Raw genomic sequence first — 25,182 nt, 5'->3', positions numbered from 1 at the left:
TGTCACGCAGGCTGTGCTGACGCAACGGGCACTCACCGGAGGCCCGCGTGACACCTCGGAGAGTCCCGTGACCAGTCAGCCGTTCTCGCCCGCCAAGCCCACCGCCGCCTTCGTCGGCGCCTCCTGGGCGGCGCTGGTGCTCGGGGTGGCGACCTTCGCGGTCGGGCTCTGGAACGCCTCGATGACCCGCAGCGAGAAGGGCTTCTACGCCGCGGTCCTGGTGCTCGGCCTGTTCGCCGCGGTGTCGCTGCAGAAGGCGGTCCGGGACCGGGCCGAGGGCCTGCCGGTGTCGGCGCTGTATCTGGGGCTGTCGTGGTCGGTGATCGCGCTGTCGGTCGTGATGCTGACGGTGGGCCTGTGGAACAGCGGCATGGCGCTCAGCGAGAAGGGCTTCTACGGCCTGGCGTTCGCCATGACGCTGTTCGGCGCCGTGGCGGTGCAGAAGAACGTCCGGGACGCCATGCAGTACCGGGCGCCGGCTCCCGCCGTGGCGATGGCGGACCTGCAGTGGAACGGCCGGCGCGCCGACGGCTCGATCGCCGCAGGTTAAAGAGCAAGAACGCCGCAGGCTAAGAGCGAGATCGCCGCAGGTGAAGAGCAAGCTAGGGTCGGCGCCGGCGGGCGGGCGTCGTCCAGCGCCAGGAAGCCCTGCGGCGTCAGCGGGTCGACGGCCGCGGTCAGCCGGTCGTACGCGGCCCGGGCCGAGGCGAGCGAGACCTGCTGCTCCAGCACGATCCGCAGCAGGGTCGGGAAGCCCGGCTCGCGGTCTCAGGCCGGCGGCGGCCCGAAGCGGGCCACGATCAGCGCGAACCGGGGATCACGCCGGCCGAGCTCGGCGATGGCGGCGTCGCGGTCGGTCACGGGCGTACGGCCAGCCACACCGTCCGCGTCGTGCGGACCGTCAGATCGGTGCGGGACAGCATCCCGTCGCCGGAAAGCAGCGTGTCGAGCGTCGCCCGGTCGTCGGGGTCGAGCCGGTCGTCCAGTCCGCTGCGCAGCCGGCTGAGCACGGCCTGGGCGTACCGTCCGGTCGCCTCGGGCAGCGGCGGGGTGAGCGCGATGTCGAACCGCCGCTCGGCCTCGACCGTGAAGCCCGCCTTGCGCAGCCGGGGACCCCAGTCGGCGCCGAGCAGCGGGACGTCCCGGCCGGCCAGCGCGTGACAGCGTTCCTCCAGCCCGGGCCGGCCGAGGCCGAGGTCGGCGGGCAGGAAGTAGGGGAACGAGGCCAGCTCCACCACGGCGAACAGGCCGCCGGGGCGCAGCGTGCCGAGGATGTCGGTCAGCACCCGGTCCGGGTCGGCCAGGTGGTGCAGGGACGCCGACGCCCACACCAGGTCCACCGGTTCGAGCGTGGGCCAGCCGGCGTCCAGGTCGGCCTGCCGGGTGTGGATCCGGTCGGCCACGCCGAGGGCGCGGGCCTTGTCGCGCACCCGGTGCAGCATCGGCGCGGACAGGTCCACGGCGGTGATCTCGGCCTCGGGGAAACGCCCGGCGAGACCCAGCGTGCCGGTGCCGCTCCCGCTGCCCACGTCCAGGATCCGCCGGGTACGCCCGCCGGACCGCTCGTGCAGCCAGCCGAACAGGCCGGTGAGGTACTCGTGCAGCACCTCGGCATCCAGGTCGATCATCTCGGCGAAGGCGTCGTCGTCCATCTGCCCGTGGTCGTGACCGTGGTTGTGGTCGTGGCCCGGCCCGTGGTGGTGGTGATCCGTCATGGCCCGACCCTAGCCGTGCTTTGCGCGTACGGCATAGCATCTTGCGTATGACGCAAGACGGAGAATTGGACGGCCTGGTCCGCAAGCGCATCCGCGGCCTGCGGGTGGCCCGGGGCTGGTCGCTCGACGACCTGGCCGCGCGCTGTTATCTGAGCCCGTCAACGCTCAGCCGGCTGGAGACCGGCCACCGGCGCATCGCGCTGGACCAGCTCGCCCCGATCGCCCGCGCCCTGGGCACCACCCTGGACCAGCTCGTGGAGCCCGCCACCGACGACGACGTGGTGATCCGGCCGCACCGCGACGAGGCCCGCGGCCGCACCACCTGGCTGCTCAGCCGCGACCCGGGCAGCACGGTCGCCAAGATCCGGCTCAGCCGCCCGGCGCCGCCGCGGGACACCGCGGAGATGGGTGTGCACCCGGGCAAGGACTGGTTCACGGTCCTGTCCGGCACCGTCGAGCTGCTGCTGGGCGAGCGCACCATCCTGGTCCGCGCCGGTGAGGCGGCGGAATTCTCCACGATGATCCCGCACGCCTTCGGCGCGCACGGCGGCCCGGCGGAGATCCTGTGCATCCTCGACCACGACGGTCAGCGCACCCATCTGCACGAGCACTGACCGCCGCGGCGCGCGGCTACTGCTCGTAGGTGGCCAGGAAGCGGCGCAGCCGGTCGGTGGCGTCGTCGAGCACGTCGACCGGGGCCAGGAACACCATCCGGAGGTGGTCCGGGGTGGGCAGGTTGAAGCCGGTGCCGTGGGAGAGCAGCATCAGTTGCTGCTCCAGCAGGTCGATGATCATCCGCTGGTCGTCGCGGATCTTGTGGATCGCGGGGTCGAGCCGGGCGAAGAGGTAGAGCGCGCCGGCCGGGAGCACGCAGTCCACGCCCGGGATCTCGTTGATCTTCTGCCAGGCGTGGTTGCGCTGCTCGTAGAGGCGGCCGCCCGGGCGGATCAGGGTATTGATGCTCTGGAAGCCGCCGAGCGCGGTCTGCACGGCGTGCTGGGCCGGCACGTTCGGGCACAGCCGCATGTTGGCCAGCAGCTGCAGGCCCTCCAGGTACTCCGTCGCGTGCGCGCTCGGGCCGCTGACCGCCATCCAGCCGGACCGGAAGCCGGCCGCCCGGTACGCCTTCGACAGCCCGCTCATGGTCAGCACGAGCAGGTCCGGCGCCAGCGCGGCGGCGCACTCGTGCTTGGCGTCGTCGTACAGGATCTTGTCGTAGATCTCGTCGGCCAGCACCAGCAGGTGGTGCCGGCGGGCGATCTCCAGCAGCCCCAGCAGCGTCTCCTTGGAGTAGACCGCGCCGGTCGGGTTGTTCGGGTTGATGATGACCAGCGCCCGGGTGTTCGAGGTGACCTGGGCGGCCACGTGCTCCAGGTCGGGCGCCCAGCCCTCGCTCGCGGTGCACCGGTAGTGCACCGGCCGGCCGCCGCACAGCGTCACCGCGCCGGTCCACAGCGGATAGTCCGGGCTCGGCACGAGCACCTCGTCGCCGGTGTTGAGCAGTGCCTGCAGCGACATCATGATCAGCTCGGAGACCCCGTTGCCGAGGAAGATGTCGTCCGGCTGCACGTCCTCGACGCCGAGGGTCTGGTAGTACTGCGCGACGGCGACCCGCGCGGAGTAGATGCCCCGGGCGTCGCTGTAGCCCTCGGCGTCGGCCAGGTTGTGCACCATGTCCGCGACGATCGGCTCCGGTGTGCTCAGCCCCCACGGCGCCGGGTTGCCCAGGTTCAGCTTGAGGATGCGGTGCCCCGCCGCCTCCAGCTCCTGGGCCCGCCGCAGGACCGGGCCACGGATGTCGTACCGGACGTTCTTGAGCCTGCTCGCCTGCTCCACCATGCCTGCGAGCTTAGGCCAGCCGTCAGGCCAGATCGGCCGCCAGCAGCTCCGGGCCCGGGGCCGGGGCCACCGGGGACGCGGCCAGGGTGAACCAGAAGAGGCTGCCGCCGCCGGGGTTCGGCTCGACGCCGAGCTCGCCGCCGTGCAGGTCCACGATGCGCCGGCAGACGGCCAGCCCGAGGCCCGCGCCGGGGAAACCCTCGGCGGCCGGGGCCCGGTGGAACGGCGCGAAGATCCGGGTGCGCTGCTCCTGGGGTACGCCGATGCCGCGGTCCGCGACCTCGATGCGCCACCGGCCGGGGGTGTGTTCGCGGGCGGTGATGGTGACCCGGGCCGCCGTGCCGTGCCGGACGAAGCGCACCGCGTTGTCCACCAGCCGGCTGATGACCTCGCCGAGCAGGTCCGCGTCGGCGGTGACCACCGGCAGGTCGCCGACGTCGACGCTGGGCGGCTCACCGGTGACGTGGTCGAGGCAGCCGGCCACCACGCCGAGCGCGAGGCCGCCCACGTCGACCGGCTCGAGCTTGAGCGCGGCGTCGTTCGTGGTCGCGTAGACCAGCAGGCTGTCCACCAGCGACAGCATCCGGCCGGTGCCGGCGCCGATCCGGCCCAGGAAACCGCGGGTGGCCGGGTCGAGCTGGGTGCCGTCCTCCAGCATCAGCTCGGTGAAGCCGGCGATGGTGTGCAGCGGGGCGTGCAGATGGTCGGCGGCGGCCGCGGCGAAGCCGGTCAGCTCCGCCTCGCGGTCGCGCAGCTGCTGCTCGGTGACCAGCGCCCGGTCCCGCTGGCGGGCCAGCTCGGCCCGGTGCGCGTCGAGCTCGGCCCGGTGCCGGGCGAGGCCGTCGCGGCGTTCGCGGGCGGCCCGCCGCAGGCGCGCCTCGGCGCGGCTCCGGCCCCGGTCGGCGGCCAGCAGCAGGGCGGCGCACAGCACGCTGATCAGGACGGCGCCGAGCAGGGTGAGCGGGGCCGCGGCGGCGCGGGCGGCGCCGACCAGCGCCGTGGTGGGGCGGACCTGGACCTGCCAGGTGTGCCCGGCGGGGCCGACGTTGATGGTGACGCTGCGGTCGCCGACCGGGCCGACGCCCTCGGCCCAGCGGGTCACCTCGTGGCGCACGCCGGCGGGCGAGGTCTCGGTCAGCACGGTGGCGACGCCGGTGACGCCGGCGCCGCGCAACGACTCGCGCAGCAGGTCGGTGGCCCGGACGGCGAGCACGACCCAGCCGCGGAACCCGCCGTCGTGCACCGGGGCGATGAGCTGGAACGCCGGCTGGCGGAGCGCCGGGGGCAGCCCCGCGTCGGCGGGCAGGACGTGCGCGGGGCTGGCGGTCAGCCGGCCGGTGTCGCGGGCCAGGTCCAGGCCGCGGGCCAGCTCGGGCTCGGCGGCCAGGGTGCGGGGCGCCGGCGGGGTGCTGCCGTCGGCGGTGTGCTGGGCGCGCAGGGTGCGGTCGGCGCCGAGCACGAGGATCCGGTGCGCCCCGGGCAGGCGCTGGCCGGCGATGCGGGTCACCGTCGGCGCCAGGGGGACGGTGGGTCGGCCGGCGGCGGCCACCAGGTCGTGCATCGTGTCCGCGTACCGCTGGAAGGTCGTGTCCAGGGCGCCGCGCACGCTCGCGGTCCGCAGCTGGAGCGCCGCGGTGCTCGCGTCCTGGGCGGCCAGGGCGAGGCCGCCGGCCGCCGCGGCGCCGGTGCCGAGCCCGAGGGTCAGGACGGTGGCTGCCACGGCGACGCCGCGCCGGCTGAGAGCACGCATGTTCACGCCCCCTCTATCGACGCCGGCCCGGGGGGTTTGAGCGCGGCGGACGTGGGTTGCCGCATTGCTACCGTTCGCCGCGAACGATGCTCGCATAACGGATATATTGGGCGGCACAGGCGGGCTCGCGGGACGCACGGGTGGGAGGGCGATGAGCACGATCCTCCTGGTCGAGGATGATCCGGACATCCGGCACCTGGTGTCGTACAAGCTCACCAAGGCCGGCTTCGACGTGGTCGAGGCCGCCGACGGGCCGGCCGCGCTGCGCGCGGTCGCGCACCACCCGCCGGACCTGGTGCTGCTCGACGTGCGGATGCCCCGGATGTCCGGCATCGAGGTCTGCCGCGAGCTGCGCGCGGGCTCGCTCGGCCCCGCCGTGCCGATCATCATGCTCACCGCACGGTCGCGGCCCCAGGACCTCGAGCAGGGGTACGCGGCCGGCGCCACCGAGTACATCGTCAAGCCGTTCAGCCCCCGGGACCTGCAGGAACGGGTGGAGGCCGCGCTGGCCCGGGTGAGCCGCTGATGCTCGGGCTGTTCACGATCGTCCTCGAGATACTGGCCGGCATCGTCGCCGTGACCGCCGCCGCCATCGTCGTGGTCCGGGTGCGGCGCAAACGCCGGCACCGCCGGCTGGCCGCGCTGGCCGCCGGGCCCCGCCGCGCGCTGCTGGCCTTCGTCGCCGACAACGGCGAGCACGGCAGCCACGACCTGGTGGCCATCCCCGACGACGCCTGGCGGGCGGCCGAACCGGGCGCGCTCGCGCTGCTCGGCAAGCTGCGCGGGGAGGCGCACGCCGGGCTGGTCTCGGTCTTCCTGCGCCGCGGCATCGCCCGCGCCGCCCTGGGTGACCTGCGCTCGCGCAGCCGGGTCAAGCGGGCCCGGGCCGCCCAGGTGCTCGGCGACCTGGAGCTGCGCCAGGCCGTGCCCGAGCTGTGCCGGCTGCTCAGCGACCGGCACGACGAGGTCCGGGTGGTCGCGGTGCGGGCGCTGGGCCGGATCGGCGACCCGGCCGCCGCCTGGCGGATCATCGCCGGCCTGGACCGCGCCGACCCCGTGCCGTCGCTGCTGGCCACGCACACCCTGGTCCAGCTCGGTCCGGACGCCGAGGTGACCCTGTCGGCCGCGCTCGACCACCCGCAGGCCCGGGTCCGCGCGGTGTGCCTGGACGCGCTCGGCCTGCTCGGCGCCGCCGGCTCGGTGCACCGGATGGCCCGCGTCCTGCGCGAGGACAGCTACCTCGACGTCCGGGTGGCCGCCGCGGTCAACCTCGGCAAGCTCGGCACCCGCGGCGCGCTGGAACCGCTGACCCTGGCGCTGGAGCCGTCCCGGCCCGCGCCGCTGCGCGCCGCCGCGGCCCGGGCCCTGGGCGAGCTGGGCTCGCCGGCCGCGGTGCCGATCCTGGCGGGCCTGCTCGACGACGAGCAGTTCCAGGTCGCGCACGAGGCCGCGCACGCGCTGCGCCGGCTCGGGGAGCCGGGCACCGACGCGCTGGTCGCCGCGGTCGAGGCCGAACAGCGCCGGGACGGTGGGACCGGTGCGCACGCGCGGCCGTCGGTGTCGGCCAGCCACGCCCAGGAGGCGCTGGCGCTGGCCCGGGTCGGCGCCGACCGGGTGGGGGCCGGGGCGTGACGGCCGAGCTGGTCCGCGAGGTTTTGCGGTACACCGACGTCGGGATCTTCGCGTACTTCGTCGCGTTGAACAGCAGCTACCTGGTGCTCGTCGTGATGGCCGGGCTGGAGTTCGCCCGGCACCTGCGGCGGGCGCCGTTCGCCGGCGCCGACGACATGTTCCGCAGCCCGCTGACCCTGCCGGTGTCGGTGATCGTGCCGGCGTACAACGAGGGCGCCGGGATCGTCGCGGCGGTGACCGCGATGACCTCGCTGCGGTATCCGCGCTACGAGGTCGTGGTGGTCGACGACGGCTCCAGCGACGCCACCTTCGAGCTGCTCCGGGCCGAGTTCGACCTGGTCGAGGTGCCGCGGGTGGTGCCGGCCGAGGTGCCGTACCACTCGCAGGTGCTCTCCGTGCACGTCGCCCGCGCCAACCCGGAGACCCTGACCGTGGTCCGCAAGACCAACGGCGGCAAGGCGGACGCGCTCAACGTCGGCATCAACCTGGCCCGGCACCCGCTGATCTGCATGGTCGACGCCGACTCGGTGCTGGACCCGGACGCGCTGCTGTCGGTGGCCAAGCCCTTCGGCGACGATCCGCTGCGGGTCGCGGCGTGCGGCGGGGTGGTCCGCATCGCCAACGGCTGCAAGGTGGTCGGCGGCCGGGTGGTGGACGTCCGGATGCCCCGGCAGTGGCTGGTCCGGATCCAGGTGGTCGAGTACCTGCGCGCGTTCCTGATGGGCCGGACCGGCTGGTCGCGGCTCGGCGGCCTGGTGGTCATCTCCGGCGCCTTCGGCGTCTTCCGCCGCGACCTGGTGGTGGAGATCGGCGGCATGGCCACCGACACCATCGGCGAGGACGCCGAGCTGGTGGTCCGGCTGCACCACCACCTGCGCCGGCGCCGGCAGGACTACCGGGTGATCTTCGTCGCCGAGCCGGTGAGCTGGAGCGAGGCGCCGTCGCGCCTGCGGGTGCTGGGCCGCCAGCGGCGCCGCTGGCACCGCGGCATCGCGGAGATCCTGCGCAAGCACCGCGGCATGATCGCCAATCCCCGGTACGGCCGGATCGGGCTGATCGCGCTGCCGTACTACGTGGTCTTCGAGCTGCTGGCGCCGTTCATCGAGCTGTCCGCCCTGGTGCTGCTGCCGCTGGGCCTCTGGGCGGGCGCGGTCGACGTCGCGTTCGTCTGGCGCTTCGTGCTGGTCGCGTACGGCTACGGGTTGCTGATCAGCCTGATCTCGCTGTTCATCGAGGAGGTGTCGTTCCACCGCTACCCGCGCTGGAGCGACCTGCTGCGCGGCGTGGCGGCGGCGATCCTGGAGAACTTCGGCTACCGGCAGATCCTCGCCGCCTGGCAGGTGGCCGGCGCGTTCGGCGCCCTGCACGGCCGGAAGGCGGAGTGGGGGGCCATGCACCGCCAGGGCTTCGACGAGATGGCCGAGTCACGGGATCCGGTCGGCGTGGGCGTCGACCGCTGAGCGCGGATGCCGCAGCCCGGGGTGGCCGGCCGACAGGCTGCGGCGGATCACCCACCAGCTCACCGCGAGGCAGGCGGCGACCAGCGGCCAGGTGAGCAGGCCGCGGGCGACACCCAGCGCCACCACCGCGTGCGCGGCCCAGAGCGGGATGAACACGGCCAGCCGCACCAGATACTGCGCGACCCACACCCAGCTGCCCCGGCAGTACGCCCGCAGCAGCTCCGGGTCCTGCCGCCAGCGGGTCTTCTGCCCCAGCACCGCGCCGACGATGACGCCGAGCAGCGGCCAGCGGATCACGATGCTGACCGCCCAGGCCAGCGCGCTGGCGGCGTTCGTGACGATCTGCACCAGGAAGAAGTCCTCGGCCCGCCCGGTCCGCAGCGCGACCAGCGCGGCGACGCAGACCCCGAGCAGCCCGATCAGCACCGCCCGCGGCTTGTCACCCTGCCGCAGCCGCCAGCCGGCCACCACCAGCGCGGCGACCAGCGCGGCGCCGGCGCCGACCCAGACCGAGCGCCCGCCGGCCAGCCAGCCGGCCACGAAGACCACCGGGGGCACGGTCGCGTCCAGCGCGGCCCGCCGCCCACCCAGCAGATCCGCCAGCGACTCCGGTTGCGCCACGCCCACCCCCCGCTCGAGTTAGGCCAGCCTAACTGGTGGACCCGCCGGGTGGGCTTTGGGCTGGTGGTTCCGTGCGGCTGTGGGGTTGGGTCACTTGCGGTCGGTCCGGGAACGGCCTGGCTGTACGGGTTGCAGGTGGATGACTGCGTCGATGCCGGTGCGGGGTGCCGGGTCGAGGGTGATGTGTCCACCGCTGGCACGGACGAGTTGGGCGACGACGGCCAGGCCGAGGCCGGAGCCGTCGTCGCCGGCGTCGGGGGCGCGCCAGAAGCGGTCGAAGGCGCGTTTGCGGTCGGCGGCGCTCATCCCGGTGCCCTGGTCGATGACGTGGATGTTGATGCCGTCGGTGGTGGGGCGCCGATTGATGGTGACGGTGCTGCGGGCCGGTGCGGCGCGCAGGGCGTTGGCGAGCAGGTTGTCGAGAATCTGGTCCAGGGCGTGTGGGGCGGCCCATGCCCGGCCGACGGTGGGGCCGGTGACCGTGAGGGTGACGTCATGTTCGGCGGCGAACGGTGCCCAGCTCGCGGCGCGGTCGGTGACGAGGTCATCGACGTCGACCGGGATGCGGTCGGTGGCGGCGTCCTCAAGGCGGGCCAGGGCGAGCAGGCCCTGGACCATCCGGGTGAGCCGGTCGGTCTCGGCGACGGCTTCGTCCAGGCTGGGCAGCGCGCGGGGATCGAGGGCGGGTTCGAGGTTCTCCAGACGTAGCCGCAGCGCGGTGAGTGGGGTTTTGAGCTGGTGGGAGGCGTCCGCGGCGAAAGACCGCTGGGCGGCGATGAGGTGTTGCAGCCGGCCGGCGGTGTCGGTGAAGGTCGCGGCGAGGCGGCGCAGTTCGGGCGGCCCGAGGTCAGCCGGTGGCGGGGTGTCGAGGCTGCCGGACGCGAGCCGGGTGGTGGCTGCTTCGAGTTCCCGCACGGGTCGGGTCATCCACCGGGCGAGGCCGGACGCGACGGCGGCGGCGATCAGCAGGACCGCGAGCCCGACGCCGGTGAGGAGCCACCACGCTGCTGTGGTCCGGTCGGTGACGGCGGTTGCGGGGTAGGTGATCCGGAGGGCGCCGCGGATCGTCCGGCCGGAGGCGGCCGGCACGGTGACATACAGCTCGTGAGCACCGTCGGCGGTGACGCGGGTGCCGGAGCGGCGTTGATTGCGCAGCGCGGCGGCGATGTCCGGATCGGCGGCCAGGTCGGCGTCGGTCGGGGTGCCCGCCGAGCGGGCGACCTTGCTGCCGTCCGGGTCGACGACCACGGCGTGGCCGCCGGTGTTGCGGGCGTACTCCGCGAGCATGTCCGGGACCTCGGCGACGTCGCCGTTCTCGATGGCTTCCTCGGCGTTCTCGGCGAGCACCACCGCGTCACGTTCGATCGCGGACAGGAACCGGTCGGTTTCACCCCGCGTATAGAGCAGCCCGAGGGGGATCTCCAGGGCGAGCAGCACCAGCAGGGTCAGCGACAGATAACTGACCAGCAGCCGCCGGGTCACGCCACGGCCTGCGAGTCGGCCGACGGGGTGGTACCGGTGAGGGTGAGGCGGAACCCGACCCGGCGGATCGTCTCGATGGTGGCCGGGTCGCCGAGCTTGCGGCGTACCGCGGCGACGTGCACATCCAAGGTTTTGGTGGGGCCGAAGAAGTTGGGGTCCCAGACCGTGTCGATGATCTGTTGCCGGGAACAGACCGCGCCGGGGTCCTCGGCGAGCAGCGCCAGCAGGTCGAACTCTTTCGGCGACAGCGCGACCGGCTGCCCGTTCATGTGTACGTGCCGGGTGCGGCGGTCGATGCGCAGCGGCCCGAGCTGCTGTGCTCCGGTGCCCGACCCCAGTGAAGGCGGGGTGGTGGCGGTGGTGGCCGGGACCGGGGCGGCCTGAGCGCGGCGGATCACGGCGCGGATCCGGGCGATGAGCTCGCGCAGGCTGAACGGTTTGGCGAGGTAGTCGTCGGCACCGAGCTCCAGCCCGACGATCCGGTCGGATTCGCCGGATCGGGCGGTCAGCATGATGACCGGGACGGCGGAGACGGTGCGCAGTTGTCGGCAGACGTCGATGCCGTCCATGTCCGGTAAGCCCAGATCGAGCAGGACGAGATCGGACGGGGCGGCGGACAGGGCGGCGGCGCCGGTGCTGACCCGTTCGACGGTGAAGCCGAAGCGGGCCAGACCCTCCTCGAGAGGGCCGGCGATCCGGTTGTCGTCCTCGACCAGCAACACGCGCATCTGTCCAGCCTGCCATCAGTGCGGGGTCAGTCGTCCTCGGCCTCGCCCTTCTCGTCCTTGGTCTTGATCACGTTGTAGTCCTTGTCGAGGTACACCTCCACCTCGCCGCCGGACTGCTCGATCTCGACGGCCAGCATGCCGGGGTTCTCGACGTCGTACTCGGACTTCTTCACCACACCGGGGTACTTCTTCAGCGCGGCCTGTTCCGCCTTTTCCTTCACCTCGCCGGTCAGCGGTTCTTCCTTCTTCTTCTCGCCAGGCTCCTGAGCCTGCGTCGCCTCGGCGGCAGCCGCCTGCTGGTTACCGGCCGGGGTCGCCGCCGGTGTGTCCGTGCCGGTGCAGGCGGACAGGCCACCGATCACCAGCAGGCCGACCGGGACGATGAGCTTGAGCTTCACGAGGTTTCTCCTTGGATCGCGGACGAGGGGAGGTCCGTCGAACGCAGCACGACCGAACGAATCCGATCGCCGGGGGTGCCCTCAACGGACGTCCCCAACGCTAGAGATCGGTATCCCAGCAGTCGGTCAAGCAACGGTTAGCAAGCGGCCAATTCGCCGCCAAAGAACATCCAGCAGGGCGGTCGGGCCGCGACCCGCCCGCCCGACACGCGTTGATGGCCACGCACAACGGGGCGAGTACGCCGGGTAGCGCCGGGAAGGCCTGGCCCTGCCGGCAGGGGGTGCGCCCGTTCGCCGAGTACGGTGACACCTACCACCAGGCGCTGACGGCGCGGTGGATCCTGGAGTCCCTGGACCACGCGGACGCTCGGTGTCCGCCGCGGGATCCCGGTGACGTGGTGGTTGGGCGGGCCGAGGTTCGGGGAAGGGCATGATGGAGGTGATCCGCGTGTCCGACTCGATGGAAGCGGTACGGCGCCTGCTCGACCTGCGCTATCGCAGCCGGCCTGAGGACCTGCCGCTGGCGCTGACCGAGGTCGCGCCCCTGCTCGACGCCGTCAGCGTGACGGTGTTGCTGGTGGACTACGAGCAGCTCTCGCTGTGGCCGTTGCAGGGCACCCCGGGTGACCCGGAGCCGCGCAAGGTCGACGGCACGCTGGCCGGGGTCTCGTTCTGCACCGCGGAGCCGACCACCGAGCAGGCCTGTCTCTGGCTGCCGCTGCTGCACGGCGCGGAACGCCTGGGTGTCCTCGAGGTCCACCTGCACGTGGAGCCGGACGACCGGCAGCGCCGGGACTTCCGGGTGATCGCCGCGCTGGTCGCGGAGCTGATCGCGAGCCGGCGGTTCTACGGTGACGCGGTGGAGCGGACCCGGCGCCGGCTGCCGATGCAGCTGGCCGCCGAGATCATCTGGAACCAGCTGCCCCCGCTGACCTTCGCCGCGAACAGCGCCCTGGTCACGGCGGTCCTGGAACCCTGCTACGACGTGGGCGGGGACGCCTTCGACTACGCGGCGAACGGCGACATCGTGCACATCGCGCTGTTCGACACCGTCGGGCACGGCATCAGCGCCAGCGCGCTGACCACGTTGACGCTGAACACGTACCGGAATGCCCGGCGCTCGGGGCTGGACCTGGTGGACACGTACCGGTCGATCGACAAGTGGATCCGCGCGCAGTATCCCGGCGCGTTCGTCACCGCCGTGCTGGGCGAGCTCGACACCGCGACCGGGGTCTACCGCCGGATCGCCGCCGGGCATCCGGCGGAGCTGCACATCCGCGACGGCCGGGCGCTGACCGCGCTGCCCACCCCGACCGCGCTGCCGCTGGGGCTCGGGCACATGCTGCCCCGCCCGCCCGGCGTCACCGAGCTGCTGCTGGAGCCGGGGGACACGCTGATGCTGTACACCGACGGGATCACCGAGGCCCGGTCGGCCGACGGTGAGCTGTTCGGGCTGGACCGGCTGGTCGACTTCATCGTCGCGGCGCTGGCGCAGGGCTCACCGGCGGAGACGATGCGCAAGCTGATCCACGAGATCGTGTCCTATGAGAACGGTGAGCTGCGCGACGACGCGACGGCTGCCCTGGTGCAGTGGCAGCCGGCGCCGATGTTCACACCTTCGCGCTGGTGAGCCGGCGGGTCCGGGAGCCGGGCCCCGGGATGCCGTCGCGGTTGAGGATCGCGCGGGTCATCACGAGCACGCAGACGCCGCCGTTGAGGAACGAGGCCAGGACGTCGCTGGGGTGGTGCATGCCGCGGTACATCCGGGTCAGCGCCACGCCGATCGGCACGATGAGCAGCAGCCAGGCGGCGCGCTCGAGCCAGGTGCGGTTCGCCACCCGGAACAGGATCACGGCCAGGCCGAGGTAGAGCGCGACCGCGGCGGAGGTGTGGCCGGACGGGAAGCTCGACGTCGGCGGCGAGGTGTCCATGTGCACCACGTCCGGGCGGGGCCGGTCGATGACCAGCGTGGTGAGGAAGAAGACCAGGGCCTGCGCGCACACCGCGGCGCACAGGAACACGGCTTCGCGCCACCGCTTGAGGGTCAGCCGCAGCACGATCGCGGCCAGCACGGTCACCGCGATGATCGCCGGGGTGCTGGCCAGCGTGCTGAAGATCAGCGACACCAGACTGACCTCGTGGGTACGGTCACGCTCGAGCTCGCGGTTGACCGAGTCCTCGACCGTGAGCGGCCACACGTGCATCATGACCTTGGTGATGAGCAGACCCAGGGTGATCATGACGCCGAGCAACACGGCGACGGGGGCGAACACCCGCTTGAGGGCCTGAACCGCGATAGCTGCCATGCCCGGCGCTGTACCCGCTGCGGGCCACGCGCAAAACCAGGCCTGACTTTCCCCGATTGTCCCAGGAAACGCGATAAGAGTGACACGCACAATTTTCCCATCAGGTGTCGGGCTTACCGAGCGCGTCAATCTGGTTGCCCATCGTGATGATCCGGCATACCTGCATCGGTCGATCGGCTATCCCGGATGTCCGGCAGTCGTCCCGGCGGTAAGTTGACAGGTGTCGATCAGTGCGGCAATTCATCGGCACGAATCTGCCGTGAGCTGGGAAAACGTTGTTGTACATGATGGCGTGTGCAGATTTGTCGATACCGATCGGCGATCTACTCGACTGGCGTCTCCGAAGTAAACCTGGGGAGGTCAGGCGTTCCCGACAATCGACGTCCGGCCACAAGCCGGGGGTCCATCGGTGAAGGTGGTGCGATGATCCGGGTAGCGGTGGTTCGAGACGAGGGATACTTCGGCGTTCCGGTCCGGGTGCTCCTCGAGGCCAAGCCTGATCTCCATTACGTCGGCACGCTGCCGTTCGGCAACGACCTTGCCCAGCGGGCTGCGGAACTCTGGCCAACAGTGATCGTCATCGATACCGAGTACATGGTCAGCCAGGTGCTGCCGATCGCGGCCGAGCTGCACGCCACCATCCCGTCCTGCGCCATGCTGCTGCTCTGCGACCCGGCCAAGCGCGGCATGCTCCCGCCCCGGCGCTGGGCCGGCGGGCTCAACTTCCTGCTCAAGGACGTCTCCGGCGCGGTGCTCGCGGACTCGATCCGCCGGCTGGCGGCCGGTGAGCGGGTCGTCTCGCCGCTGCTGCAGGCCGCCTCGCTCAACACCGACCGCGGCCTGAGCACCCGCGAGCTCGAGGTGCTGGGCCTGGCCGCCGAGGGCGAGTCGGTCAGCGACATCGCCGGGCGTCTCTACCTGTCGGGCGGCACCGTGCGCAACTACCTGTCGGCGGTCATCACCAAGACCGGCGCCCGCAACCGCCTCGACGCGATCCGGATCGCCCGCAAGGACGGATGGCTGCACTGAGCCCCGGGATCCGCCGCCGGGCGACGTACCGTTGACCCGGATGCCATCCCACCAGCTCGACGTGCCGGCGCTGCCGATCCTGCTGCCGCTCGGCGGCGTTCTCATGGTCGTGTCCTGGCTGCTGCTGCGCCGGCGCGGCATGGTGAGCGCCCGCCGGCTGGCCACCGTGTGGCTGGCCGGCTGGTACGCGGTCGCGGTGATCGGCGCGACCCTGCTGCCGCTGCACCTGGCCTGGGGTCCGGGCGCCGGCCCGGCGGAGCTCTACCGGATCATCCTGGTCCCGCTGACCACGATGCGGGTGGACGACTTCCTGCTCAACATCGTCATGACGCTGCCGCTGGCCGCGGTGCTGTACCTGGTGGCCGGAGTCCGCGAGCGGCGCCGGGTCGTGCTGGTGGGCCTGCTGGGCAGTCTCGCCATCGAGATCACCCAGGCGGTGATCAACCTCGCCTGGCACGGCAACCGCTGGGCCGACGTGAACGACCTGATCTCGAACTCGCTGGGCGCGCTGCTGGGCTTCCTGCTCCTGCGGCGGGTGCTGCGCTCAGCCTCCGGGCGGCGGCTGCTGCGGCCCTGGTCGCTGGCCCGGCCCGAGCCGGAGCCGGCGCCGGCTCACCGGCCGGCCACCCGGTCGTAGACCCGCGCGACCGAGTCGGCCAGCCCGGTGGCGCTGTAGCGGTCGCCGGCCGAGCGGGGCGGCAGCCGGGCGCCGTGCCGCTCCTGGTGACAGAGCAGCTCGGTGCGCAGAGCCCGGGGCAGCGACTCCGGGTCGCGCGCGGAGAGCCGGTGCGATCCGGGTACGGCGGCCCGCGTCGCGGCCAGGTCCTCCAGCGGCGGGCAGGACGCGTACAGCACGGGCAGCCCGGCGGCCAGGGCCTCGAGCACCACCAGCCCGAAGCTGTCCGGCCCGGCGGGTGAGGCGAAGACGTCCATGGCGCAGAGCATCTCCCGGACGTGGCCCACCGCCCCGGCGAACCGGACCCGGTCGGCGACGCCCTCGATGACCGCGAGCCGTTCCAGCGCCACCCGGGCCGGGCCGTCGCCGACCAGCAACAGGGTCGCGCCGGGCGCCGCGCCGACCGCGCGGATCAGCCGGTCGAAGCCCTTGCCGTGCTCCAGCCGGCCCACCCCGCCCACCACCGGCACGCCGGGCGCGATGCCCAGCCGGGCCCGGGCCGCGGCGCGCAGCTGTGGGTCGTAGCGGTACTCGGCGGCGTCGAGCGCCTTGGGGATGACGGTGACCCGCGCGTCGGGCACCCCCCACGCGCGCAGCCGCCCGGCCACCGCGGGCGTCACCGCGATGGTGGCCCGGCCGGCGCGTTCACCGGCCAGGTAGAGCGCGCGCACCCCGGCGGAGGCGGGACGGCCCTCGACCGACCGCTCGCTCAGGTGGTGCGCGGTGGCCACCACCGGCCGGACGCCGGCCAGCCGGGCGGCGAACCGGCCCTGCACGCAGGCGCGGTAGAGGTGGGTGTGCACCACGTCGAAGTGGCCGTGCCGGATAAGCCGGCGCAACCGGGCCGTGGTGGCCGGGTTCCCGCCGTCGCCGAGCTCGTGCACCGTCGTGCCGTCGGCGCGCCACGCCTCCGCGACCGCTCCCGGCCGGGACAGCGTGACCACCTCGCAGTCGTGCGGCAGCCGGCGCACGAGCAGCCGCAGCTGGTGCTCGGCGCCGCCGTGCGCGAGCGTGCTGATGACGTGCAGCACCCTCATGTCCCGGTGCCGATGTGCGCGCGGTAAGACGTCATTTTCTGCTCCTGGTTCGGCGCCCGCGACAACGACGCTGTCAGAGTTGTCGCGGGTAAGGGAAGTCGCAGATGTCATGTCGAACGTGAAAGCCGCCGATGGCCCAAAACGCATTCGCGAACCGGCCGAACGGAGGTATCACGGGGCCGAAAGTGCCTGCGCGGTAAGCGATCGAGGGCTCCTGATCACCCCGCGTGCCGTACGTGAAACATATTCATGTAGGCCGTGACAATTGCTACTGTGCTGCTTCTGCGGCGACTGGCAACCTTTATTCACAAGCGCTGAAAAGCAATGAACGACGAGCGGCCCGCGCCATTTCGCCAAGCCGGAATGAGTGCTGCGGGCGCTCCCTTTTTCCTGACCAGTTCGCACAGGGGGGAAATCCATGCAGGTACGGCGAGCATCGCCCGACGCCACCGCGGGCGACCCGGCGCCGGGAGAGTGGCGGGCCCGGAGCCCCCGGATGGCGCCGTGGCTCCGGGCCGCGCTCCCCGGCCGTGCGGCCCGGGCCGGCGTCGACGCGGCGGCGCTGGCCGTCGCCCTGCTGATCGCCACGCTGCTGCGCCACGACGGCGACCTCTACCGGGTCGACCTGTCCCGGCTGCTGGTGCTGGCGATGGTCGCCGCGGTCGTGCAGACCGTCGCCGGCCTGCGCTTCGGCCTCTACACCGGCCGCTGGTCGTACGGCTGCTTCGAGGAGATCGCCGCGCTGGCCAAGACCGCGGCCGTGACCACCCCGGTGGTCTTCGTGCTGGACACCCTGCTCGGCCGGCTGGTGCCGCGCTCGGCCATCATCGGCGCGGGCCTGATCGCGCTGGTGCTCGCCGCCGGGGTGCGCTACGCCGTACGGCTGATCGACGACCAGCGGCTGCGGCCCTCGCCGGAGGCCGGCACCCGGGTCGTGGTGATGGGCGCCGGCGAGGGTGCCACCCAGGTCATCCGCGCGATGCTGCGCAGCCCGTTCAGCCCGTACGTGCCGGTCGCGCTGCTGGACGACGACCCCACCAAGCGCACGCTGCGGATCATGGGCGTGCCGGTGTCCGGCGACCGGCACGCGATGGCCGAGGTGGTCCGCCGGTTCGGCGCCGACGCGGTGCTCATCGCCATCCCCAGCGCGAACGCCGACCTGGTCCGCGAGCTGACCGGGCTGGCCCGGCCGCTCAACGTCGACCTGAAGGTGGTGCCGCCGGTCGTCGAGCTGTTCGGCCGCACCGTCAGCGTCGAGGACATCCGGCCGGTCAGCCACGCCGACCTGCTCGGGCGCCGCGAGATCGGCATCGACCTGGCCGCGGTGGCCGGCTACCTGGCGGGCCGGCGGGTGCTGGTCACCGGCGCCGGCGGCTCGATCGGCTCGGAGCTGTGCCGGCAGGTCGCCCGGTTCCACCCCGCCGAGCTGGTCATGCTGGACCGCGACGAGTCCGGGCTGCACGCCGTGCAGCTCTCGCTGGACGGCCGCGGCATGCTCGACGACCGCAACCTGGTCGTCGCCGACATCCGCGACCAGCAGCGCCTCGACGAGGTCTTCACCGAGCACCGGCCGCAGGTGGTGTTCCACGCGGCCGCCCTCAAACACCTGCCGCTGCTGGAGATGCACCCCTCCGAGGCCCTCAAGACCAACATCATCGGCACGTACCAGATCCTGCAGACCGCGCTGCGGCACGGCGTGGACCGGCTGGTGAACATCTCCACCGACAAGGCCGCCGAACCGGTCAGCGTGCTCGGTTACTCCAAGCGGATCACCGAACGCCTCACCGCCGCCGCCGACGAGGCGGCCCGCGGCACCTACTGCAGCGTCCGGTTCGGCAACGTGCTGGGCAGCCGCGGCTCGGTGCTGACCGCCTTCGCCGCGCAGGTCGAGGCCGGCGGCCCGATCACCGTCACGCACCCCGAGATGACGCGCTACTTCATGACCGTGCAGGAGGCCGTGCGGCTGGTGGTCCAGGCCGGCGCGATCGAGAGCTCGGGTGAGGTGCTGGTGCTCGACATGGGCGAGCCGGTGCGCATCCACGACGTGGCCCGCCGGATCGCCGACGCGGCCGAGCGGCACATCCAGATCGTCTTCACCGGGCTGCGGCCGGGGGAGAAGCTCGCCGAGGTCCTGCTCGGGCCGGACGAGCCCGACCACCGCCCGCACCACCCGCTGATCTCGCAGGCGCCGGTGCCGCCGCTGGACGGCGCGGTGCTGTCGCTGCTCGACCCGGCGGCGCCGCGCGAGGACCTGATCGCGGTGCTGCGCTGGCTGGCCGAGAGCCCGGCGCTGTCCCCGGCCCGGGTGGCCCAGGCGCCGGTTGCGCTCAACCGCACCGGGCGCAACCGCAACAAGACCACCGCCGCGTAGCGGCAACCAGGCTCGAAGGGAGCACGCATGCGGGTCGTCATCGCCGGACAGGGGTACGTGGGGCTGCCGCTGGCCGTCCGCGCCGCCCAGGTCGGCCACTCGGTGGTCGGCTTCGACGTCGACGCCGAACGGATCAAGCGGCTCGCCGCCGGCGAGTCCTACGTGGACGACGTCGGCTCGGCGGCGCTGCAGGAGATCCTCGACGCAGGCACCTTCCAGCCCTCGTCCGACCCGCGTTCCTGCGCCGGCTTCGACGTCGCGGTGATCGCGGTGCCGACCCCGCTGCGCGAGGGTACGCCCGACCTCAACTACATCGAGCAGTCCGCCCGCACCCTGGCCCGTTACCTGCGTCCCGGCGCCACGGTCGCGCTGGAGTCGACCACCTACCCGGGCACCACGACCGACCTGGTCGCCCCGCTGCTGGAGGAGGGCTCCGGGCTGATCGCCGGCGTCGACTTCCATCTCGGCTACAGCCCGGAGCGCATCGACCCGGGCAACCGCACCTGGAGCCTGGTCACCACCCCCAAGGTCGTCTCCGGCATCAACCCCACCTCGCTGGCGCACGTCCGGGCCTTCTACGACTCGGTCGTGGAGCACACCGTGCCGGTCTCCGACCCCAAGGTGGCCGAGCTGGCCAAGCTCATGGAGAACACCTTCCGGCACGTCAACATCGCGCTGGTCAACGAGCTGGCGGTGTTCGCCCACGAGCTCGGGATCGACGTCTGGGAGGCGATCGAGGCGGCGTCCAGCAAGCCGTTCGGCTACCTGCCGTTCGTGCCCGGCCCGGGGGTCGGCGGGCACTGCCTGCCGATCGACCCGTCGTACCTGTCCTGGCGGGTGCAGCGGACGCTGGGCCAGAGCTTCCGCTTCGTCGAGCTGGCCAACGACATCAACAACCACATGCCGGACTACGTGGTGCGGCGCCTGGTCGCCGCGCTCAACCAGCGGCGCAAGGCGGTCAACGGCTCGACCGTGCTGCTGCTCGGGCTGGCCTACAAGAAGAACACCGGCGACGCCCGCGAGTCGCCGGCCCGCCGGGTCGCCTCGCTGCTGCTGGACATGGGCGCGGAGGTCCGCGCCGCCGACCCGCACGTGGTCGAGGACGGCCACGTGGACCGGCGGGTGGTGCGGGTCGCCGCGACCGCGGACCAGCTCGCCGCGGCCGACGCGGTGCTGCTGCTCGCCGACCACGACAGCTTCGACCTGGACCTGGTCGTCCAGCACGCCGGCTACGTCCTGGACACCCGGCACCGCGTCACCGGACCGAACGTCGAGTCGCTCTAACCGTCAGGAGTCGCCGTGCTTGGGGAAGGTCTCAACAGACTGGCCGCCGCTCTCGCTCTCGTCCTGCTGTCGCCGGTGATACTGGTGATCGCGGCCTGGATCCGGATCGCCGACGGCCCGGGCATCCTGTTCGTGCAGGACCGGGCCGGGCTCGGCGGCGTGCCGTTCCGGATGCTCAAGTTCCGCACGATGGTGCACGACTCGGTCGCGCTGAGCGCCGAGCTCGGCATCACCGACCCGTTCGGCCTGGTGGAGAACGACCCGCGGATCACCCGCTGCGGCGCCTTCCTGCGGCGCACCAGCCTGGACGAGCTGCCCCAGCTGGTGAACGTGCTGTGCGGGCAGATGCGGCTGGTCGGGCCCCGCCCGGACGTGCTGCCACAGGTCGCGCACTACTCCGCCGAGGACGCCCGGCGGCTGGAGGTCAAGCCCGGCATCACCGGCTGGGCTCAGGTCAACGGCCGCGACGACATCGACTGGCCGCAGCGGTTCGCGCTGGACCGCTGGTACGTCGACCACCGGTCGCCGGCGCTGGACCTGCGCATCCTCTGGCGCACCGTGGCCACCCTGCACCGCGGCGAGCCGCCGGTGCACATCGACGAGCTCAACATCCAGCGGGCGGCCGAGGATGTCCGACGTGCGGCCTGAGATCGGCTCCGAGTTCCCCTGGGACCCGGCGGCCCTCGCGGCCACGCCGGATCCCCTGCTGCCGCACCGGTACGAGCTGTTCGCCACCGCCTGCGGGGCACTGAGCACACTGTTGCGCCGGCTGGCACCATGGGGCCGGCTGCACGTGCCGTCGTTCTTCTGCATGGGCGTGGCCGAGGCGCTGTCGGCGTACGTGCCGATCGCCTGGTACCGCCACCTGCCGGACGGCCGCGGACCCCGGCTGGAGACGCTGCGCGCCACGACCGGCGACGTGGTGCTGGCGCAGAACCTGTTCGGCCGTGACCAGCAGCAGCCGTGGGACGCCTGGATGCGCGCGCACCCCGGCATCACCGTGGTGGAGGACCACTCGCACGACCCGTTCAGCGCCTGGGCGCGGGCCAGCACCGCCCCGTACGCGGTGGCCTCGCTGCGCAAGACGCTGCCGCTGCCGGACGGCGGTCTGCTGTGGTCGCCCCGCGGTCTCGACCTGCCCCGCCCGCGCGGCCCGGAGAGCCCCGGCGCCCACCTCAAGCTCGCCGCGATGCTGCTCAAGCAGGCCTGGCTCGACGGCCGGCCGGTGCCCAAGGAGGGCTTCCGCGCCCTGCAGCAACGCGGCGAACAGACCCTGCTGGGCAGCGCCGGCCCGGCGATCACGCTGACCCGGACGATGCTGCCGCTGCTGGACCTGGCCGGGCTGCGCGCCACCAGCACCCGCAACGCGCACGCGCTGATCGGCGCGCTGGCGGTCCGCAGCCCCGGCTGGCAGGTCCTGACCGGAGGCTCGGCGGCGTCGGCGCCGTTCCGGGTGCAGCTGCTCTGCGGCTCCGAACCGGTCCGCGACGCGCTGCTGGCCCACCTGGCCGGGCACGGGATCTTCGCACCGGTGCACTGGCGGCAGGACCGCCACGGGGTGTGGAGCGGCGACGAGGAAGCCGCCGACCTGGCAGCCCGCATCCTGACCGTGCCGGTGGACCACCGCTGCGACCCGGCCGACGTGCACCGGATCGCCGAGGTGCTCGGCACCTTCGCCGCCGCGCCGGCCACAACCCGCCCGGGAGCGTTCGCGAGCTAGGATTCTGCTGGTCGCCTTGCGCAGACAGGACGGTCGTGTTTCGCCGACGGGATGGACTGGGGCCATGGCGGACATGGGTGATCCGGCCGGCATTCCGCCAGCGGTGGAGGTCGGGCCCACCGTCGCGCGCGAGCTCGTGCGTCTGCGCCTCAAGGAGCTCCGCGAAAAGAGCGAGCTGAGCATGACGACCGTCGCCACCCACACCGGCTGGTCGATATCCAAGCTCACCCGCGTCGAAAAGGGCGACGTCACCGTCCAGCCCCTCGAGGTCCGGGCGCTGCTGTCCTACTACGGCGTCGCCGACCAGGACGAGGTCGCCGCGCTCGCCGGCCTCTCCCAGGCCTCCCGGGCCCGCCAGTGGTACAGCGAACACCGATTGGCCGGCGATTTCCGGCGCTTCGTGGGATATGAGAACGAGGCCGCCACCATCAATATCTGGCAGCTTCTGTTCATTCCCGGGCTGCTGCAGACCGAGGAATACGGACGGGCGATCACCGCCTTGGCGATGCGCCGCAGCCCGACCGACAAGGAGGTGCTGGCCCGGGTCAAATTGCGGATGGACCGGCAGCGCGCCTTCCGGGAGCGGCGGCACCGGCCCGACCCGCCGCGGATCGTGGCGGTGATCGACGAGGCGGTGCTGCGGCGCCCGGTCGGCGGCCCGGAGGCGATGGGCCGCCAGCTCGACCACCTGGCCGCGCTGGCGGCGGACACCTCGGTGTACACGGTCGGGGTGGCCCCGCTGGAGCTGGTGCACCATTCCGGGCTCGGCGGCACCTTCGAGCTGCTGCAGCTCGGCAAGAGCCACCCGGACGTGCTGTTCGTCGAGGCCGCGGCCGGCCACGACACGCTGACCACAGAGCCGGAGACGACCAAGTTGTTCCGCAACATCATGCAGGACCTGCTCGACCACGGCCGCACCGGCGACGAGGCGGTGGAGATGATCCGGTCGGCCCGCGCCGCCCTGCCTACGCCCTGACCGGCGACCCGCCGGGCCCCGTCCCCGCCGGGTGGCCGCACGGCCGGGAAACGATGTTGCCGAGTGGGCGGCGGTGTTGCAGGCTGCGTCGATGCCCCTCACCCCCGCTCCGCACGTCGCCCTGGTGACCGGTGCCAACCACGGGATCGGTGCGGCCACTGCCGAGGCCCTCGCCGCGCGTGGTTGCGCCGTGGTCTGCGCGTACCGGTCGATCCAGGATCCGGTGGATCCGGCCGTGCCGGATGCCTACCGGCGCAACCGGGCGCGGACCGCCGACGCTGTTGTAGCCGCGATCCGCGAGCGCGGCGGGGCTGCCCTCGCCGTCGACGAGGATCTCACCGATCCGCGGGCGCCGCGGCGGCTGTTCGACCGGGCGGAGGCGGCCTTCGGGCCGGTTGACATCCTGGTCAACAACGCGACCGGCTGGGTGCAGGACACGTTCAGCCCGCGGGTCGTGGACCAGCACGGCCGGGTGATGCAGCCGGTCACCGAGGCCACCTGGGCGCCACAGTTCGCCGTCGACGCGATGGCGCCGGCGCTGCTCATCGCCGAGTTCGCCCGCCGGCATGCCGCGCGTGGGGCGACCTGGGGGCGGATCATCGGCCTCACCTCCGGCGGCGCGCTGGGCTTTCCGGAGGAGGTCTCGTACGGCGCGGCCAAGGCAGCGCAGACGAGCTACACGATGTCCGCCGCCGTGGAGCTGGCCGAGCTGGGCATCACCGCCAACGTCGTGCATCCACCGGTGACCGACACCGGCTGGGTGACCGACGCGGTCCGCGAGTTCGTGGCGGGCAGCACCGCCCACGTGCACGTCGCCACGCCGGCCGAGGTGGCCGAGGTGATCGCCTACCTGGCGTCGGAGGCGTCCGCGCTGATCTCCGGCAACGTGATCACCCTGCGCTGAGGGCGGGCGGGGTCACGGCTCGGGTCGCAGCCCCGCGGTGCGCAGCGCGACCTGGCAGGCCCGCAGCTCGACGTCGGTGTAGGCGAGGAAGAAGACCGTGCCGATGCGGGTCGCCGCGGCCGCGCTCAGGTAGTTGCGGGCCGCGTGGATCAGCTGCGTGGCCGTCCGGCGCAGGTCGCCGCCGGCGCTGCCCGCACCGAGCAGCGGGAAGAGCACGGTGAGCCGGTCGCCGTCCGGTGTCTCGAGCTTCTCCGCGGCCTGCAGCGCGTTGGTGATGCACCGGCTGACCTCGTTCATCTGGTGGAAGCCGGAGCCGGGCTCGCCGTACACGGCGGCGACGTGCAGCAGGTGCCGGACGCCGTTGCGCCGGTGCAGCTCTCCCGGGCCGGTGACCACCACGGAGCCCGGCTCCACCGGCCGGTGTGCGGCGACCCTGGCCGACAGCTCGTGCTGGATCAGGTCCTCCGCGATGCGTCCCCGGGGATCGTGCCGGGCGCCCTCGTACCGGATGATCGCCGAGACGGAGAACTCGTGCACCCGGGCCATCTCCATCTCGGTGTTCTCCGAGTTCACCCAGACGTCGGCGCACCGGACCTGCCGGATGTCGCCGGTCACCACCGCGAGCCGCCGGGGTGCCCCGGCGTCGGCGGTGCGCACCGGGTAGTACGTGATGTCCTGCATGGTCAGGACCCGGCCGCGGGCCTTGCCGAGCCGGTCCGCGATGGAGTCGGCCGTGTGCTGCTCGCGCCGGTGGCGGTCCCACAGCCGCAGGAGCCGTTTGTGCTCGCGTTCCCATTCCCGGAGGTCGGTGGTGATCTCCATAGTGGTCTGGTGGGCGTGCGCGTACGTCGCGCACTTGCGCACGAACGCCTCGACGAACCGCCAGCTCGGTGGCCTGGCGATCTTCCCGCTGAGGGTGGCGAAGATGTGCGCCCGGCGCAGCGGGATCGACTTGTCCGCGGCCAGCGACATGACCGTGGGCCCGCCCGCCTCGTTGCGCAGGTCGCGCAGGAGGCCGCAGAAATCGCGCAGGGCCGTCGCCGGATCGGTGCCGGAGATCCTGAGGCTCATGGGGTCCTCGCCGTGTCCGCGGCCGGACGGCGCCGGACTCGTCTGAGCTGGGACGAACCCGCCGGCGTCCGGAGTTGGTCTGTTGGACTTGTGCGGTGCCGGTGGCGCGAATCAGTCTCGATACCGGTTCCCGACTGATCACCCTGGCCTTGCGGCTCCCCGCACGGAAGAGCCTAGTCGGTG

At 72.8% G+C, this 25,182-nt stretch carries 25 protein-coding genes; 14 read left to right on the top strand and 11 right to left on the bottom strand.

Going from position 1 to position 25,182, the window contains the following annotated elements; all coding sequences use genetic code 11:
* Positions 1-67: 67 nt before the first annotated feature.
* Positions 68-550, top strand: coding sequence for an inner membrane protein YiaA (gene yiaA, locus ACIBQZ_RS28995; protein WP_396091967.1), 483 nt, complete (start codon positions 68-70; stop codon positions 548-550).
* On the opposite strand, the gene ACIBQZ_RS28990 is transcribed toward yiaA, so the two are convergent.
* Positions 547-732, bottom strand: a complete 186-nt coding sequence (locus ACIBQZ_RS28990; RefSeq protein ID WP_396091966.1) for a hypothetical protein — start codon at positions 730-732, stop codon at positions 547-549. The two genes, yiaA and ACIBQZ_RS28990, sit on opposite strands and share 4 nt — an antisense overlap.
* 125 nt (positions 733-857) lie before the next feature.
* On the bottom strand, positions 858-1,715 hold the full coding sequence (locus tag ACIBQZ_RS28985) for a class I SAM-dependent methyltransferase (RefSeq protein ID WP_396091965.1): 858 nt from the start codon (positions 1,713-1,715) through the stop codon (positions 858-860).
* Positions 1,716-1,762: 47 nt separating this feature from the next.
* On the opposite strand from ACIBQZ_RS28985, the gene ACIBQZ_RS28980 reads away from it, so the two are divergent.
* Positions 1,763-2,329, top strand: a complete 567-nt coding sequence (locus ACIBQZ_RS28980; protein ID WP_396091964.1) for a helix-turn-helix domain-containing protein — start codon at positions 1,763-1,765, stop codon at positions 2,327-2,329.
* Between the two features lie 16 nt (positions 2,330-2,345).
* On the opposite strand, the gene ACIBQZ_RS28975 is transcribed toward ACIBQZ_RS28980, so the two are convergent.
* Together ACIBQZ_RS28975 and ACIBQZ_RS28970 are read right to left on the bottom strand one after the other, a co-directional pair.
* Positions 2,346-3,554: a pyridoxal phosphate-dependent aminotransferase gene (locus ACIBQZ_RS28975; RefSeq protein ID WP_396091963.1), complete on the bottom strand. Its 1,209-nt coding sequence runs from the start codon at positions 3,552-3,554 to the stop codon at positions 2,346-2,348.
* A gap of 22 nt (positions 3,555-3,576) precedes the next feature.
* A complete protein-coding gene (locus tag ACIBQZ_RS28970) occupies positions 3,577-4,485 on the bottom strand; it encodes an ATP-binding protein (RefSeq protein WP_396091994.1) in 909 nt (302 codons plus the stop codon).
* A gap of 970 nt (positions 4,486-5,455) precedes the next feature.
* On the opposite strand from ACIBQZ_RS28970, the gene ACIBQZ_RS28965 reads away from it, so the two are divergent.
* The 3 genes from ACIBQZ_RS28965 to ACIBQZ_RS28955 are packed head-to-tail and all read left to right on the top strand — an operon-like array spanning position 5,456 to position 8,396.
* Positions 5,456-5,830, top strand: a complete 375-nt coding sequence (locus ACIBQZ_RS28965) for a response regulator transcription factor (protein ID WP_396091962.1) — start codon at positions 5,456-5,458, stop codon at positions 5,828-5,830.
* The gene (locus tag ACIBQZ_RS28960) at positions 5,830-6,936 is read left to right on the top strand and encodes a HEAT repeat domain-containing protein (RefSeq protein ID WP_396091961.1); all 1,107 of its coding nucleotides are present in this window, start codon (positions 5,830-5,832) and stop codon (positions 6,934-6,936) included. Before ACIBQZ_RS28965 ends, ACIBQZ_RS28960 begins: the two co-directional genes overlap by 1 nt.
* Entirely contained in the window at positions 6,933-8,396 is a 1,464-nt protein-coding gene (locus tag ACIBQZ_RS28955) for a glycosyltransferase family 2 protein (RefSeq protein WP_396091960.1), read from the top strand. The genes ACIBQZ_RS28960 and ACIBQZ_RS28955 overlap by 4 nt, the downstream gene beginning before the upstream one ends.
* Here ACIBQZ_RS28955 and ACIBQZ_RS28950 read toward each other — a convergent pair.
* The 4 genes from ACIBQZ_RS28950 to ACIBQZ_RS28935 all read right to left on the bottom strand — a co-directional run bounded on the left by ACIBQZ_RS28950 (position 8,361) and on the right by ACIBQZ_RS28935 (position 11,625).
* A complete protein-coding gene (locus ACIBQZ_RS28950; protein ID WP_396091959.1) occupies positions 8,361-9,017 on the bottom strand; it encodes a DUF3159 domain-containing protein in 657 nt (218 codons plus the stop codon). The genes ACIBQZ_RS28955 and ACIBQZ_RS28950 overlap by 36 nt on opposite strands.
* 90 nt (positions 9,018-9,107) lie before the next feature.
* Positions 9,108-10,499 carry a sensor histidine kinase gene (locus ACIBQZ_RS28945; protein ID WP_396091958.1) on the bottom strand — a complete coding sequence of 464 codons (1,392 nt, stop codon included), beginning with the start codon at positions 10,497-10,499 and terminating at the stop codon, positions 9,108-9,110.
* Positions 10,496-11,227, bottom strand: a complete 732-nt coding sequence (locus ACIBQZ_RS28940) for a response regulator transcription factor (RefSeq protein WP_396091957.1) — start codon at positions 11,225-11,227, stop codon at positions 10,496-10,498. The genes ACIBQZ_RS28945 and ACIBQZ_RS28940 overlap by 4 nt, the downstream gene beginning before the upstream one ends.
* Before the next feature lie 26 nt (positions 11,228-11,253).
* A complete protein-coding gene (locus ACIBQZ_RS28935) occupies positions 11,254-11,625 on the bottom strand; it encodes a hypothetical protein (protein WP_396091956.1) in 372 nt (123 codons plus the stop codon).
* Positions 11,626-12,073: 448 nt separating this feature from the next.
* Between ACIBQZ_RS28935 and ACIBQZ_RS28930 the strand changes: the two genes are divergently transcribed.
* The gene (locus ACIBQZ_RS28930; RefSeq protein WP_396091955.1) at positions 12,074-13,255 is read left to right on the top strand and encodes a PP2C family protein-serine/threonine phosphatase; all 1,182 of its coding nucleotides are present in this window, start codon (positions 12,074-12,076) and stop codon (positions 13,253-13,255) included.
* Here ACIBQZ_RS28930 and ACIBQZ_RS28925 read toward each other — a convergent pair.
* Positions 13,236-13,931 carry a phosphatase PAP2 family protein gene (locus ACIBQZ_RS28925; RefSeq protein ID WP_396091954.1) on the bottom strand — a complete coding sequence of 232 codons (696 nt, stop codon included), beginning with the start codon at positions 13,929-13,931 and terminating at the stop codon, positions 13,236-13,238. The two genes, ACIBQZ_RS28930 and ACIBQZ_RS28925, sit on opposite strands and share 20 nt — an antisense overlap.
* A 423-nt stretch (positions 13,932-14,354) precedes the next feature.
* On the opposite strand from ACIBQZ_RS28925, the gene ACIBQZ_RS28920 reads away from it, so the two are divergent.
* Both ACIBQZ_RS28920 and ACIBQZ_RS28915 read left to right on the top strand, forming a co-directional pair.
* The gene (locus ACIBQZ_RS28920; protein ID WP_396091953.1) at positions 14,355-14,960 is read left to right on the top strand and encodes a response regulator transcription factor; all 606 of its coding nucleotides are present in this window, start codon (positions 14,355-14,357) and stop codon (positions 14,958-14,960) included.
* Between the two features lie 40 nt (positions 14,961-15,000).
* Complete coding sequence (locus tag ACIBQZ_RS28915) at positions 15,001-15,597, top strand: VanZ family protein (protein ID WP_396091952.1); 597 nt, start codon at positions 15,001-15,003, stop codon at positions 15,595-15,597.
* Here the strand turns inward: ACIBQZ_RS28915 and ACIBQZ_RS28910 are convergent.
* Positions 15,573-16,673, bottom strand: a complete 1,101-nt coding sequence (locus ACIBQZ_RS28910) for a glycosyltransferase (RefSeq protein ID WP_396091951.1) — start codon at positions 16,671-16,673, stop codon at positions 15,573-15,575. The two genes, ACIBQZ_RS28915 and ACIBQZ_RS28910, sit on opposite strands and share 25 nt — an antisense overlap.
* A gap of 418 nt (positions 16,674-17,091) precedes the next feature.
* On the opposite strand from ACIBQZ_RS28910, the gene ACIBQZ_RS28905 reads away from it, so the two are divergent.
* The 6 genes from ACIBQZ_RS28905 to ACIBQZ_RS28880 all read left to right on the top strand — a co-directional run bounded on the left by ACIBQZ_RS28905 (position 17,092) and on the right by ACIBQZ_RS28880 (position 23,928).
* A complete protein-coding gene (locus ACIBQZ_RS28905; RefSeq protein WP_396091950.1) occupies positions 17,092-19,044 on the top strand; it encodes a polysaccharide biosynthesis protein in 1,953 nt (650 codons plus the stop codon).
* Positions 19,045-19,071: 27 nt separating this feature from the next.
* Positions 19,072-20,328: a nucleotide sugar dehydrogenase gene (locus ACIBQZ_RS28900; RefSeq protein WP_396091949.1), complete on the top strand. Its 1,257-nt coding sequence runs from the start codon at positions 19,072-19,074 to the stop codon at positions 20,326-20,328.
* A gap of 15 nt (positions 20,329-20,343) precedes the next feature.
* On the top strand, positions 20,344-20,976 hold the full coding sequence (locus tag ACIBQZ_RS28895) for a sugar transferase (RefSeq protein WP_396091948.1): 633 nt from the start codon (positions 20,344-20,346) through the stop codon (positions 20,974-20,976).
* The gene (locus tag ACIBQZ_RS28890) at positions 20,966-22,048 is read left to right on the top strand and encodes a hypothetical protein (RefSeq protein ID WP_396091947.1); all 1,083 of its coding nucleotides are present in this window, start codon (positions 20,966-20,968) and stop codon (positions 22,046-22,048) included. The genes ACIBQZ_RS28895 and ACIBQZ_RS28890 overlap by 11 nt, the downstream gene beginning before the upstream one ends.
* Positions 22,049-22,112: 64 nt before the next feature.
* A complete protein-coding gene (locus tag ACIBQZ_RS28885; RefSeq protein WP_396091946.1) occupies positions 22,113-23,024 on the top strand; it encodes a helix-turn-helix domain-containing protein in 912 nt (303 codons plus the stop codon).
* A gap of 91 nt (positions 23,025-23,115) precedes the next feature.
* Entirely contained in the window at positions 23,116-23,928 is an 813-nt protein-coding gene (locus ACIBQZ_RS28880) for an SDR family NAD(P)-dependent oxidoreductase (protein WP_396091945.1), read from the top strand.
* A 12-nt stretch (positions 23,929-23,940) separates the two neighbouring features.
* On the opposite strand, the gene ACIBQZ_RS28875 is transcribed toward ACIBQZ_RS28880, so the two are convergent.
* Positions 23,941-24,999: a macro domain-containing protein gene (locus ACIBQZ_RS28875; protein WP_396091944.1), complete on the bottom strand. Its 1,059-nt coding sequence runs from the start codon at positions 24,997-24,999 to the stop codon at positions 23,941-23,943.
* Between the last annotated feature and the right edge of the window lie 183 nt (positions 25,000-25,182).

This window comes from Actinoplanes sp. NPDC049599 (assembly GCF_044465625.1).
Taxonomy (GTDB): Bacteria; Actinomycetota; Actinomycetes; order Mycobacteriales; family Micromonosporaceae; genus Actinoplanes.
This window is presented reverse-complemented; position numbering and strand designations above follow the sequence as displayed.